The organism is Pseudoalteromonas sp. BZA4, assembly GCF_040104395.1.
Lineage (GTDB): Bacteria > Pseudomonadota > Gammaproteobacteria > Enterobacterales > Alteromonadaceae > Pseudoalteromonas.
Map to the genome: position 1 here is coordinate 71553 of NZ_JBECOT010000008.1, position 13103 is coordinate 84655.

At 41.1% G+C, this 13103-nt stretch carries 12 protein-coding genes and 1 pseudogene; 10 read left to right on the forward strand and 3 right to left on the reverse strand.

All coding sequences use genetic code 11. The features are described 5' to 3' along the window. Nucleotides 1-103: 103 nt before the first annotated feature. Nucleotides 104-1732, forward strand: a complete 1629-nt coding sequence (gene panP / locus ABMY41_RS05425) for a pyridoxal-dependent aspartate 1-decarboxylase PanP (protein WP_252949572.1) — start codon at nucleotides 104-106, stop codon at nucleotides 1730-1732. Between the two features lie 104 nt (nucleotides 1733-1836). Here the strand turns inward: panP and argE are convergent, their stop codons facing one another. Continuing rightward, complete coding sequence (gene argE / locus ABMY41_RS05430) at nucleotides 1837-3027, reverse strand: acetylornithine deacetylase (protein WP_287246073.1); 1191 nt, start codon at nucleotides 3025-3027, stop codon at nucleotides 1837-1839. 221 nt (nucleotides 3028-3248) lie between these two features. Here argE and argC point away from each other — a divergent pair, with 221 nt between their 5' ends. The 9 genes and pseudogenes from argC (at nucleotide 3249) to ABMY41_RS05475 (ending at nucleotide 11136) form a co-directional block, all read left to right on the forward strand. Next, a complete protein-coding gene (gene argC / locus ABMY41_RS05435) occupies nucleotides 3249-4259 on the forward strand; it encodes an N-acetyl-gamma-glutamyl-phosphate reductase (protein ID WP_287246075.1) in 1011 nt (336 codons plus the stop codon). Then, a complete protein-coding gene (gene argB, locus ABMY41_RS05440; protein WP_287246076.1) occupies nucleotides 4259-5020 on the forward strand; it encodes an acetylglutamate kinase in 762 nt (253 codons plus the stop codon). The genes argC and argB overlap by 1 nt, the downstream gene beginning before the upstream one ends. A gap of 7 nt (nucleotides 5021-5027) precedes the next feature. After that, a complete protein-coding gene (locus ABMY41_RS05445) occupies nucleotides 5028-5948 on the forward strand; it encodes an ornithine carbamoyltransferase (RefSeq protein WP_287246078.1) in 921 nt (306 codons plus the stop codon). A 9-nt stretch (nucleotides 5949-5957) separates the two neighbouring features. Next, nucleotides 5958-7160, forward strand: coding sequence for an argininosuccinate synthase (locus tag ABMY41_RS05450; RefSeq protein ID WP_054551091.1), 1203 nt, complete (start codon nucleotides 5958-5960; stop codon nucleotides 7158-7160). A gap of 52 nt (nucleotides 7161-7212) precedes the next feature. Then, nucleotides 7213-9077: pseudogene (gene argH, locus ABMY41_RS05455) on the forward strand (argininosuccinate lyase). A gap of 251 nt (nucleotides 9078-9328) precedes the next feature. Next, nucleotides 9329-9535, forward strand: a complete 207-nt coding sequence (locus ABMY41_RS05460; RefSeq protein WP_287246080.1) for a hypothetical protein — start codon at nucleotides 9329-9331, stop codon at nucleotides 9533-9535. A 13-nt stretch (nucleotides 9536-9548) separates the two neighbouring features. Then, nucleotides 9549-10091, forward strand: a complete 543-nt coding sequence (locus ABMY41_RS05465; protein WP_105181289.1) for a hypothetical protein — start codon at nucleotides 9549-9551, stop codon at nucleotides 10089-10091. Then, entirely contained in the window at nucleotides 10081-10599 is a 519-nt protein-coding gene (locus ABMY41_RS05470) for a hypothetical protein (protein ID WP_287246082.1), read from the forward strand. The genes ABMY41_RS05465 and ABMY41_RS05470 overlap by 11 nt, the downstream gene beginning before the upstream one ends. Nucleotides 10600-10602: 3 nt before the next feature. Beyond that, nucleotides 10603-11136 (forward strand): hypothetical protein, encoded by a 534-nt coding sequence (locus ABMY41_RS05475; protein WP_287246084.1) that lies wholly within the window; start codon nucleotides 10603-10605, stop codon nucleotides 11134-11136. Nucleotides 11137-11146: 10 nt separating this feature from the next. On the opposite strand, the gene ABMY41_RS05480 is transcribed toward ABMY41_RS05475, so the two are convergent. Further along, nucleotides 11147-12523: a capsule assembly Wzi family protein gene (locus tag ABMY41_RS05480; protein WP_349274302.1), complete on the reverse strand. Its 1377-nt coding sequence runs from the start codon at nucleotides 12521-12523 to the stop codon at nucleotides 11147-11149. Then, nucleotides 12520-13002 carry a pantetheine-phosphate adenylyltransferase gene (gene coaD / locus ABMY41_RS05485; protein ID WP_058585805.1) on the reverse strand — a complete coding sequence of 161 codons (483 nt, stop codon included), beginning with the start codon at nucleotides 13000-13002 and terminating at the stop codon, nucleotides 12520-12522. The genes ABMY41_RS05480 and coaD overlap by 4 nt, the downstream gene beginning before the upstream one ends. Nucleotides 13003-13103 lie beyond the last annotated feature (101 nt).

Sequence of the window (13103 nt, forward strand, 5' to 3'; positions counted from 1 at the left end):
TTCCAGTAAAGTTAGCCAATTTCGTAGAAACAGTGCCGCAAAAGTGCTTACCTAGATGTCCCATCATCGGGTGCATTTTTAGCTGCTAATTATGGGTATTAGGATGGATCAAAAGCGTTGTGCCGTCGCCTCTAAAGAAAGCTTGATTCGTATTTTTACGGTGCCAGAAGCACCAGACTCGACATTAAGTAAAATCGAATCTGAAATTTCTAGCAACTTAGCTGGGTTCTTAAATGAGAACATAGCTGCTATCGAAAAGCCTTTGCACGAAATTGAAAAAGACTTTCAAACGGCTACTATTCCAGAAGAGCCGACCTTTGTTTCAGACTATGCTCAAGACATTATGGAGCAGTTAGTTGCCCATTCTGTGCATACCGCTGCGCCGAGCTTTATTGGTCATATGACCTCAGCATTACCGCATTTTGTGTTACCGCTTTCTAAGTTAATGGTTGGTCTTAACCAAAACCTAGTAAAAATTGAAACTTCTAAGGCATTTACGCCTCTAGAAAGACAAGTTTTGGGCATGATGCATCACCTTGCATATGGTGAAGACGACAGCTTTTATAGTAAATGGATGCACAGCGCGAAAACGTCATTAGGCGCATTTTGTTCAGGTGGCACTGTTGCTAACATTACTGCACTATGGATTGCCCGCAACCGTTTATTAAAAGCGGATGGTGACTATAAAGGTATTGCTGCACAGGGTTTAATCGCTGGAATGCTGCATTATGGTTATAAAGGCTTAGCTGTGCTTGTTTCTGAGCGAGGCCATTACTCATTAGGCAAAACCGTTGATTTACTGGGTATTGGTCGCGATAACATTGTCGCAATTGCAACTGGCGAAAATAATAAAGTCGATGTTGATGCGATGCGTAAAAAGGCTCATGAGCTTGAAGCCTCTGGCATTAAGGTAATGGCACTCGTGGGTGTTGCTGGGACGACTGAAACAGGCAGCATAGATCCACTAAATGAAATGGCTGATTTGAGCGAAGAACTTGACTGTCATTTTCATGTCGATGCTGCATGGGGTGGTTCAACCTTATTATCTTCAAATTACCGCCACCTATTGAGCGGTATCGAACGCGCTGATTCAATAACCATTGATGCACACAAACAAATGTATGTACCAATGGGGGCTGGTCTGGTGTTATTTAAAGACCCAGCTGCGACGGATGCTATTGAGCATCATGCGGAATATATTCTTCGTAAAGGCTCAAAAGATTTAGGCAGTCATACCCTTGAGGGCAGCCGCCCAGGTATGGCAATGTTAGTGCATGCTTGCTTACGTGTTATTGGCCGTAAAGGCTACGAGATGCTAATTGATCGCAGTATCGTGAAAGCTCGCACTTTTGCCGACATGATCAAGCAGGATGAAGACTTTGAACTAATCTCAGAGCCTGAGCTTTGCTTATTAACCTATCGTTACGTACCAAAAGAAATCCAAGCGAAGCTTAAAGATGCTGACGAAGAAACGAAATTAGATATTTACGCTTCGTTGAATCGCTTTACTGCAAGCATGCAAAAACGTCAGCGTGAAGCGGGTCGTTCTTTTGTATCGCGTACTCGTTTAACTCCTGCAAAATATGACCATCAACCTACCGTGGTATTTCGCGTCGTACTAGCCAACCCGTTAACCTCTAAAGCAATTCTAAAAGATATTTTAGCGGAGCAAAAAGAGCTGGCGAAAACTGATCCGGTATTTAAAAAATATTTAAGTAAGTATATGGATTAGAAAAGGGAGCGTGATGCTCCCTTTAAAAGCGATTTATACTGCGTTATTGATTTTAACAATAGAACCACTATTATTTGCAATCAATGCCTTGCCTAAATCGCTTTTTATTCCAACTGAAACTCGCATCTTGAGGTGGTTTGGGTATATTCACTAAAGCAGCTTGCTTTAATCATATTACTGATAATCGCTTGCGAAGGTTTAATTTTTTCCATCGCCAAAAACTCATCTGGCTGGTGGGCTTGGTTAATTGAGCCGGGCCCCATGACGATGGTTTCACAGCCAAGCTGTTGAATAAAAGGGGCTTCTGTACAATAGTTTACAGCGACAGCTGGTTGACCTGAGACTTTTTCGGCCAGCTTTACAAGTGCTGTATCAGTGCTACCACTAAATGCTGGGATAGGTTCATGCATGTCGATAACGCTCACTGCATTTGGGTATTGGGCATTAATCTCTTCTGCGGCTGTTAGCAAAATCGCTTGTAGCTCTTGCACACTTAAACCAGGTAAAGGCCGCATATCAATGTGCATTTCACAGCAACCACAAATGCGGTTGGCATTATCGCCACCATGGATATGGCCAAGGTTCAAAGTAGGGTACGGAATTTCAAAGTGATCAACTGAATATTTATTCTTTAATTCTTCTTTGATGATTAACAATTTTGTAATCATTTTATGCATGACTTCGATGGCGTTTAAACCACGTTCAGGATCTGAACTATGCCCTGAGCGACCAATTACCCGGATCGCTGTACTCATATGGCCTTTATGAGTAAATACTGGTGTCATATCAGTTGGCTCACCAATAATACAGCGCGCTGGTTTTAAGTTCGGATGGCGGCAAATTTGTTGTGCTCCCGCCATTGTGGTTTCTTCATCGGCTGTTGCTAGAATTAATAGTGGCTCTGTTTGTTTAGTTTCATCGAGCTCACTAATTGCTTGCAATACAAAGGCAAAAAAGCCCTTCATATCAATACTACCCAAACCGTAAAGTTTATTATCATGCTCGCTAAGTTTAAACGGATCGTAGTTCCAGCGGCTATCATCAAATGGCACTGTGTCAGTATGACCTGCAAGCATTAAACCGCCATCTCCTTCACCGCGTTTCGCTAATAAGTTGTAACGGCCCTTACCGTTTTCAAGCTCTGTGATTTCACATGTAAAACCAAGGCTTTCGCACCAGTCTGCGAGCAAGGTAATAACTCCTTTATTGCTCATGCACAAAGAATCTTCAATCGCACTAATTGAAGGGGCAGCAATCAGCTGCTGATACATAGATATAAAAGAGGGTAGCGACATAAAAAAATCCAAAAATAATTATTCAATCTAATTGCATAACAATATAAAAGTATTTATGATGAATATCAATTCACTTTTTAAGCATAAATATTAGTAAAGCTGTACGATGAACACGAAACGACGATAACCTGATTTCATTACTTTAGACAGTGTTTTTATTCGCAATTGAGCGAGTAATTTTAGGCGTATCGATAAATAGATTTAATAGGTAAAAGTAAGCAATGAATGTAGTGATTATTGGCGCAAGTGGTTATAGCGGCGCAGAGCTAGCAAGTTTAGTTGCTAAGCATCCAAAACTGACCCTACAAGCATGTTATGTGTCTGAAGGGAGTTTAGATAAAGGTAAGTTATTAAGCGATTTATACCCTGAGCACCTTGGATTGTTAGAGTACCCACTACAACCTCTAACTTCTGAAGCGTACAAAGATATCGAAAGCAATGCTGACTATGTATGCCTGTGTACAGATCACAAGGTCAGTGTTGATCTTGCTCCGCAATTTTTAGCCATGGGTAAAAAAGTATTCGACCTATCTGGTGGTTTCCGTTTAGCTGGGAATGAGGATTACCTGACTTATTACGGTTTCGCACATGAACACCCTGATCTTTTAGCACAAGCAGCATATGGTTTAGCTGAATGGAATAGCGATGCGATTAGTAAAGCGAACCTTGTTGCTGTAGCGGGTTGTTACCCAACCGCGGCTCTTAATTCTTTAAAACCACTTAAAGAAGCGGGTTTATTAGCTGATCAAGCCATTATTGTTAATGCGGTGTCAGGTGTTACAGGTGCTGGTAGAAAAGCCAGTGTTAATACCCACTTTTGCGAAGTGTCACTTGCTCCTTATGGCTTGTTTAACCACAGACACACACCTGAGATTGAGCAGCACCTTGGTCACCCTGTGCTATTCACCCCACATTTGGGTAACTTCCCCCGTGGAATTTTAGAAACTATTTATGTGCAATTAAAACCGGGTGTAACAGCAGAGCAAGTGAGCGCGGCATATCAAGTGTTAGCAAACGAGCCGTTAATTCGCTTACTTGGCAATAAAATTCCAAGCATCAAAGGTGTCGCTAAACAACCATTTGTTGATATTGCATGGCAACAAAAAGGTGAGCAACTCATCGTTATGTCAGCGATTGATAACCTCCTAAAAGGTGCGGCAGGGCAAGCATTGCAGTGCATTAATTTAGCCATGGGTGAACCTCACCATACTGGTTTAGTAGGAGCGCTGTAATGAAAACTTGGATCATTAAAATCGGTGGTGCTGTGTTAAATAGCGCAGATGCCGCAAAAGCGCTTTTTGATGTTTTAGCCTCTGAACAACAAGATAACTTTGTGATTGTTCATGGTGGTGGAGCCTTGGTTGATGCTTGGCTTAAAGACGCCGGCTTTGTAACTGCAAAACATCAAGGTTTACGTATCAGCCCAAATGAGCAAATGCCATATATTGTTGGTGCTCTTGCCGGTTGTGCCAATAAACAATTGATGAGCCAAGCAATCAGCGCTGGCCATAAACCTGTGGGTTTAAGCCTTTACGAAGCGGGTGTACTGGTATCTGAAAAACTTAAAGTATTGGCGCAAGTAGGTCAGTGCTCAGGTAGTTGTGACAGCGTGCTACCTAGCATGCTTGAACAAGGTCGTTTACCCCTAGTGAGCTCTATTGGCTTTGGAGAAGATGGCCAATGGTACAACGTCAATGCAGATGAAGCTGCAGCGGCTATCGCTAAAGAGCTTAATGCAGAACTTATTTTTATGACAGACGTAGAAGCTGTGCTTGATGCCAATAAGCAGCCTCTACATCAACTTAATACGCAGCAAATCGAAACACTTATCCTTGAAGGAGTCATTCAGGGCGGGATGGAGGTCAAAGTAAAGACCAGCCTTCTTGCTGCCCAACATTTACGACGTGGTGTGTATATCTCAAGCTGGCTGAAGCCAGAGAACTTAGTCGCTTTATTAAAAGGCGAACATGTAGGAACGAAAATTACACCATAGGTATTTCATGTTAAAGAATTTCTTAAATGGTCTTGAGTTAGACCAAAAAGGCGCACTTAAATTACTAAACTTAGCGCAAAAAATTAAAGCAAACCCAGCAGATTTTAGCCAAGCATTAGCGGGCAAATCAGTGGTTACATTGTTTGAAAAGCCAAGTTTACGTACTCGTTTATCATTTGATATTGGTATTAATAAATTAGGCGGTCATGCGGTTTATTTAGATTCACAAAATGGTGCTATGGGCGCTCGTGAATCAGTTAAAGACTTTGCTCTTAATATCTCAACTTGGGCAGATGGCATTGTTGCTCGCGTGTATGCACACAAAACACTGACTACACTTGCTGAGTACTCATCGGTGCCTGTCGTTAATAGCCTGTGTGATTTATATCACCCATGCCAAGCGCTTGCTGACTTTTTAACACTGCAAGAAGTGCATGGCGATGTTAGTAAACTAAAGCTTGCTTACTTAGGTGAAGGTAACAACGTCACACACTCTCTAATGCTATTAGCAGCCACTTTAGGTACTGATTTTGTTGCAGTTTGTCCTAAAGGCAGTTCGCCAGATTCGCAAATTCTTAAGCAAGCAGAGCAAATTGCAGCAATGAATGGTGCCTCTGTCATGGTGAGTGACAGAATTGAGGCGGCAGTTGGCGCAAATGCAGTCTATGCTGATACCTGGGTTTCAATGGGTGATAAAACACCGCTTGAGCAGGTTAAAGCTAAATATATGCCATATCAGCTTAACCAAGCCCTACTAGAGAAAACCGGTGCGCAAACTGTACTGCATTGTCAGCCAGCGCATCGTGAGTTTGAAATTACCTCTGAGGTAATGGATGGCCCAGCATCAAAAATTATTCAACAAGCAGAGAATCGTATGCACGCGCAAAATGCTCTACTTGTCACATTATTAAATCCAAATTTTGTTTAAGGAACACCAATGAGTTCAATTAAAAAAGTCGTATTAGCCTATTCTGGTGGTCTTGATACATCGGCAATCGTGCCATGGTTAAAAGAAAACTACGGCTGTGAAGTAATCGCGTTTGTTGCTGATGTAGGCCAAGGCGCAGAGGAGCTTGAAGGCGTTGAAGAAAAAGCCATAGCTTCAGGTGCGTCGGAATGTCATATCGTTGACTTAAAAGACGAAATGGTCAGTGACTATATTTACCCAACTTTAAAAACGGGTTCTATTTACGAAGGCACTTATTTATTAGGTACGTCTATGGCGCGTCCAATCATTGCTAAAGCGCAGGTTGAAATTGCCCGTAAAGTAGGTGCTGATGCGCTTTCACATGGTTGTACTGGTAAAGGTAACGACCAGGTGCGTTTTGAATCATGTTTCGCAGCCCTTGCACCAGATCTAAAAGTGATTGCACCATGGCGTGAGTGGGACTTATCAAGCCGTGAATCATTACTTGATTACTTAGCTGAGCGTAATATTCCGTGTTCTGCATCAGCAACAAAAATTTATAGCCGTGATGCTAATGCTTGGCACATTTCTCACGAAGGTGGTGAGCTTGAAGATCCATGGTGCCAACCAAGTGATCAAGTATGGACTTGGACTAACTCGCCAGAGCAAGCACCCAATGAAGCAGAATATGTAACATTGAATGTGGTTGAAGGTGAAGTAGTTGCTGTTAATGGTGAATCACTAAAACCATATGATTGCTTAGTTAAATTAAATGACATTGCTGCGCCGCATGGTGTGGGTCGTGTTGATATCGTAGAAAACCGCTTAGTGGGTATGAAGTCGCGTGGCTGTTATGAAACACCTGGGGGCACTGTGATCATGGCTGCTCTTCAAGCTATTGACGAGCTAGTGCTAGATAAATCAAGCCGTAAATGGAAAGAAGTACTTGGTGGCGAATTCTCTCACTTAGTCTATGACGGTCGTTGGTTTACGCCATTAAAAGACTCGATTCTTGCAGGTGCTGAATCACTGTCTAAGTTAGCAACGGGTGAAGTAGTGCTTAAGCTTTATAAAGGCCAAGTCACTGCGGTACAGAAAAAATCACCTAATAGCTTATACAGCGAAGATTTCGCAACCTTCGGCGAAGATGATGTATATGACCAATCACATGCTGAAGGCTTCATTCGTTTATTTTCGCTATCTAGCAGAATCTCAGCACTAACGAAAAAGTAATTTAATTATTGCCCTGCATTGCAGGGCAATAGCCGAATTTGGAGACAGTTCAATGGCACTATGGGGCGGACGTTTTTCTACGGGTCCAGATGAAGCGTTTAAACAATTCAACGATTCACTTCCTTTTGATTATCAACTTGCAGAGCAAGACATTATTGGTTCAGTTGCTTGGGCTGGGGCGTTAAAACAAGTCAACATTCTAAACCAGCAAGAATACGATGACCTCGTTGCAGCACTTAATAAGCTGTTAGATGAAGTTAAAGCAAACCCACAAGCAGTGGCTGTAGCTGGGCATGAAGATATTCATTCTTATGTTGAATCAGCACTGATTGATAAAGTGGGTGACCTTGCTAAAAAGTTACACACCGGTCGTAGCCGTAACGACCAAGTTGCAACAGATTTCCGCTTGTGGTGTCGTGATACAGCTGAGCATATTCTTGAAGCAATCGCAGAGCTTAAAGGTGAATTTATTGCCTTAGCTGAGCGTGAGCTTGGCACTATTTTACCGGGTTACACACACTTACAACGCGCACAACCTGTGTTATTTAGTCATTGGTGTATGGCCTATGTTGAAATGCTTGAACGTGATGAAAGCCGTTTAAGTGATGCCAAAAAACGTATGAATTATTGCCCACTTGGTAGCGGTGCATTAGCCGGGACTGCGTACCCAATTGATAGGCAAACTCTTGCCGAAGGGTTAGGTTTTACCGGTGCCACACGCAATAGCCTTGATGCTGTATCAGATCGTGATTTTGTAGTTGAGCTATTAAGCTGTGCATCGATTTCGATGATCCACTTGTCGCGCATGGCTGAAGATTTAATTTTCTATAACTCGGGTGAAGCGGGCTTTATTGAGCTTTCTGATGGGGTAACATCAGGCTCTTCACTAATGCCGCAAAAGAAAAACCCAGATGCACTTGAATTAATCCGTGGTAAAACAGGCCGTGTTTTTGGCGCATTCAGTGCCATGATGATGACACTTAAAGCGCTACCACTTGCTTACAATAAAGATATGCAAGAGGACAAAGAAGGCTTATTTGATGCGATGCCAACTTGGCTGGCATGTATTCATATGGCGCAAGCGTGTATCAAAGGCATTAAAGTTAATGCAGATAAAACATTAGCAGCTGCAAAAGGTGGTCACTCAAATGCGACTGAACTTGCTGACTATTTAGTGGCTAAAGGTATTCCATTTAGAGAAGGTCACCACATTGTTGGTACGCTCGTGCAAATGGCTATTGCACAAGGGAATAACTTAGAAGATTTAAGTTTAGAGCAATTTAAGTCAGTGCATAGCATTTTCGAATCAGATGTATATCCTGTATTAGAAATAGACGCCTGTATTAAAGCAAGACAAGCGCAGGGTGGTACCTCTCTTGAGCAAGTAACAAGTGCCATCAAATACGCAAAAAAAAACAGCAAATAGCGGTACGTGACGCAACCTTAAATGATGTTGAGTCCATCGCTAAGCTTATCCAGCATTGGGCTACCGTAGGTGAAAACCTACCACGAGCTAAAAGCGACATGATTCACTCTATTAATGAGTTTGCTGTCACTGAAATTGAAAACCAAGTTGCAGGATGTGCCTCGCTGTATATTTACGACACTGGCCTTGCTGAAATTCGCTCGCTCGGGGTGGACCCCGAGTCACGAATTGCCGGCCAGGGGCGTCAACTTGTTGAACATTTGCTAAAAAAAGCCAAAAGCTTGGCGCTTAGTCGGGTAATTGTCCTGACAAGAGTGCCAGAGTTTTTTGCAAGCCAAGGTTTCAGCTTTTGTAGCAAAGACGGTTTGCCAGAAAAAGTGATCAAAGATTGTGAGCTTTGCCTTCGCAAAGAGAACTGCGATGAAGTGGCAATGGAATATATTTTAAAGCCAAGTAATAGCGCGGTGATCCCGTGTAAACACGTGGCTTAAATTCCCTGGATGAGAAAAACGCACGGTTACCCCTGTGCGTTTTTTTATGCCTGAAATTTAGGTTTGCTGATTTTTATGATCAAAAAGATCAAAATTAATAAAAGTTGGATCGTTAATTGCTTTTATTATCAGCGCGGTGGCAACGTCGCAATGAAGTACAAAAAAGCGTCAAAAAAATGAGAACGCTTAACTCAGCTTGCAAGCTATTGTAAGCTGTATTGAAAAAACAATTAACTTAAAGGAATTAACTTATGCAAATTTCAAACAATAGCCAATTGCAAATGCAAGCATACAGCCAAATGCAACAAACAAAGCCTGCTTTGGAACAAACTACTAGTAATAAAACCCTGCAATCTGATACAGTAACTTTATCAAGTGAAGCGCTGTCTTTATCAGGTGGTGCAGAGATTCAACGCGGTGGCGGTGTAATTCTTCCTCCTAGTAAGAAGGAAGAATGATTATAGGAAAACAATGTTTTTAACTGAGCAATTTGGATTTTTTTCATTATCAGCCCTATCTGCTTGGGGATTTTTAATGGCATTTTTCTTTAACGTTTTTGTTTATAGTTTAGATGTCAAGCGTCGTACTACCTTGTTGCTCAGCTCTTTTATAATGATGCTTTCTTATATGGCTGGTGATTATTTCTTCACTTGGATTTCTTCTACCGCCGCAACTTATTTTGATTGGGTACTTTACGACTTAGCAACAGTATTAGCGCTCTTAACTGGGTATTATTTCATAAATAAAACGACCCCTTCCTTTTTATATTTAGTCGTTGGTTTAGCCGTTAACATTACTCTTTTTATCTCTTTGTATATAGATGTTGAGTTAAATAGAAATTCAACTCCATGGCTACTATGGGATATTTATGCATTTGGAGTTAACTTCGTTGATTACAGTATGATTGCAGTTCTGATTATCGATAGAGACATATACGGTCTGCATAAACTTAAAAAATCTATCAAATCTCACTTTAGGAATAAAAAAGTAGTAAATACCTCTAATGTATCTTGATTCAATTACTGGCCAGCTGGTTGGAATTTTTATTGAATGGGGGGTACTTATGGCTTTCTTATTTAATCTATCGACCAGCATTAATAAAGTTGATAAATCTCCTCTGATTTTATCTGCGATTATGGCCTTATCATATTTTGCTACGGATGTTATTAAATTATCTGACGCGCCATACTTGAATTGGTTTCTATACGATTTGATAACAATATTAGTGCTCTCTTTTTGGTTGTTAGTAAAAAGTGTAAAACTCTTTACAGCTTCAATTTATGTAATTGCTGGATTACTGCTTAACGCAAGTTTTATGCTCTCGATGCATTACGATATTTTCATACTAGGTAATCGAGAACCTTGGCTTTTGTGGAGTGTATTTTCGATAGGTGTAAATTTACTAGATTTAATGATGATAATTGCTATTGCATCCAATAAAGACTTTTTACTACTCAAAAAATTTGTTAAGTATCCTATGTCGTCGAGCGAAAAACCTGAAGAAAAGTTGGAATTGATCTAATCAATGATTGGAGTGGTTCAAGAAAACATAGGTTTATATCTAGCTACATTTATTATGTGGGGATTTTTAATGGCCTTTTTATACAATATGGTCAAAAAATCTTCATTTCCAGGTGGTGATGGCACCAAGATGTGGATCTCATTCACAATGTTTATTTCATATATGGCTAGTGATCCGTTGCTGAATATCACTTTTGGATACGATATTTTGGATACAACATTAGCTTATCTAATCTGGGCTTGTTCTGATATTGTCATTTTTTTTATAGTGTGGCTAATTTCAAAAAGTAAAAGCATTTCTGATGAGCCTGTAAAGCTCTATATTTCAATTGGTCTAAGTGTAAATATATCACTGTTTTTAGGCATGTATTTCGATATTAACTACGCCTATACAGGAAGCTGGTGGTTTTGGGATGTCTACAGTATCACTGTGAACCTGATGGATATCATGATGCTCATCGCACTTTTCAGTAATAAAGACTTTTTAGGGCTTGTGAAACTATACAGGAAAGTTCGAGGTCAAGCTGAACTAGCTTGACCCCAATTGGTTAGAAACGATATTCCCAGCTAGTTCTAAGGGCTGTATTTGTTTCTGACTCATCACCTATTTCATCTTTTGAAATAAGCCCTGTCACTTTCCACAGGCCGTTAAACACAGATTGCTGATAACCGAGTTCTAACTGCAGCTGACTCCTATCTGATGCGAGCTCAGCGTGTTTGGTTTCGCTTTCAATCCAACGAAGCTTAGCATGGCCACCATAACCATTTAGAGTGTGGTAATAGGCGCCAAGGATAGCAGATTTACTTTGTTGCGGTGTTGAGCTGCCAATTAAGCGCGAGCGTTGTGTATAGCTACCAGAGCCATATACGCAATTACTAATTTGCTCACAAGTTTGCTCTGTATTTGAATATTCAAAATAGCTTTTTAATAGACTTTCTTTCGAGCCAAAATAGCTTTCAACACCCAGTGTATAAAATGGCTCGCTCGGTGCTAAGCCACTTTCATTTCGGCCCATTACCTCAGCATAAAAAGCAATAGGTTGCGCCGCTAAAGTGGTTGAGTACTTAACATCTAAACTAGTTAAACGATGTGTTGATTCATTGCTTTCAAGTGTAACTGGGTCAATTTCTAGGTTAGTCAAATAATCAGAGCCAGCACTGTTAATTGCTATTTCAAGGCCTGTTAATGGGGTGCTTGCAAATCGGAGCGCCCAAAAGTCACCGTCATCTGAGCTATTTAGATATGGTTTTTGTTTGGCGTAAATACCTGTTAACTGCCAGTTACCGATAAACGACAACCAACTTGGGCCTACATATTGTGTATTTGCTCTGGTAAAGCGCACGCCTTTCATGGGCGCCGCATTATTTGATAGTAGTAGGGCGTTATCGTTACTTGGCCCCCACCAATGGCTAACTTGCTCTGCACTAAGTGACCAATTACCCAGAAGTACGGCTAAATAGCTATCTTGGTAAGTAACATGCTGCTTATCAAGGGCGTCATCGGCGTAATTTACACTGACTTTAGCGCTAACACGCTTTCCTGTGATTGAGCCATAACTATTTACACCGCTTTCTTGCTGGTGGCGTTTACCAAACCCTTGCTGAGAGAGTGGCTCGCTGTTGTAGTTTAGGCGAATACCTGAGCTGGTTTTGTGTTTAGCATTATCAAGGGCATGCTTAACATGCTGATAAGCAAATAAGCCTCGTTCATCTAGTTGGCTGGTATTGGCAACGTCTAGGTCGCGTGCGATACCTTGCCACATTAATGGGTAGCTATTAATAGGCTGTTTAATAATGCCTTGGTTAAATAGCATTTCGATTGAAGCGCGAAGTAAAGGGTCGTCACTTTCTATCCATGGCCCAGCAACACTTGGTGCAGAGATCATTAGTAATGCAGTTAATCTAATGAACTTTTTTAATTTCATCCGTGAATTTTATCCTGTAAGGCTTTAGCTACAATAGGGTCAACAAACTCGCTCACATCGCCATTGTGGCGTGCGACTTCTTTGACGAGAGTCGATGAAATAAATGAATTTTTTTCTGCCGGTGTTAAAAATACACTTTCTAGATCTGGATTCAGGCGACGATTCATATTAGCTAACTGAAATTCATAGTCGAAGTCAGACACCGCACGAATACCACGAATAAGCACTTCGGCATTATGGTCGCGAGCTAAATCAGCTAATAAGCCTGAAAAACCAATTACATTCACGTTATCAAGATGCGCCAAAATTTTATTAGCAAGCTCAACGCGCTCATCAAGGGTAAAGCAGGGTTGTTTACTTGGGTTATGCGCAATGGCAACAATTACTTTATCGAACATTTTTGCCGCGCGATGAATTAAGTCTGTATGGCCATTTGTAAGTGGGTCGAAAGTGCCCGGATAGATTGCAGTAACGTTCATAACTATCAGCGATTTATAAATTTGCCTGCTATATTAACAGTGTTTTCTCGACTATGCAGCTTAGAAAATACGCGTATCGGATTAGGAACCTTCACCTATAT

Coding starts and splice junctions, on each gene's coding strand:
- ABMY41_RS05470 (WP_287246082.1), top strand. CDS start 10,081: ATGTATCTTGATTCAATTACTGGCCAGCTGGTTGGAATTTTTATTGAA.
- argB (WP_287246076.1), top strand. CDS start 4,259: ATGAAAACTTGGATCATTAAAATCGGTGGTGCTGTGTTAAATAGCGCA.
- ABMY41_RS05445 (WP_287246078.1), top strand. CDS start 5,028: ATGTTAAAGAATTTCTTAAATGGTCTTGAGTTAGACCAAAAAGGCGCA.
- ABMY41_RS05460 (WP_287246080.1), top strand. CDS start 9,329: ATGCAAATTTCAAACAATAGCCAATTGCAAATGCAAGCATACAGCCAA.
- ABMY41_RS05480 (WP_349274302.1), bottom strand. CDS start 12,523: ATGAAATTAAAAAAGTTCATTAGATTAACTGCATTACTAATGATCTCT.
- ABMY41_RS05465 (WP_105181289.1), top strand. CDS start 9,549: ATGTTTTTAACTGAGCAATTTGGATTTTTTTCATTATCAGCCCTATCT.
- argC (WP_287246075.1), top strand. CDS start 3,249: ATGAATGTAGTGATTATTGGCGCAAGTGGTTATAGCGGCGCAGAGCTA.
- ABMY41_RS05450 (WP_054551091.1), top strand. CDS start 5,958: ATGAGTTCAATTAAAAAAGTCGTATTAGCCTATTCTGGTGGTCTTGAT.
- panP (WP_252949572.1), top strand. CDS start 104: ATGGATCAAAAGCGTTGTGCCGTCGCCTCTAAAGAAAGCTTGATTCGT.
- coaD (WP_058585805.1), bottom strand. CDS start 13,002: ATGAACGTTACTGCAATCTATCCGGGCACTTTCGACCCACTTACAAAT.
- ABMY41_RS05475 (WP_287246084.1), top strand. CDS start 10,603: ATGATTGGAGTGGTTCAAGAAAACATAGGTTTATATCTAGCTACATTT.
- argE (WP_287246073.1), bottom strand. CDS start 3,027: ATGTCGCTACCCTCTTTTATATCTATGTATCAGCAGCTGATTGCTGCC.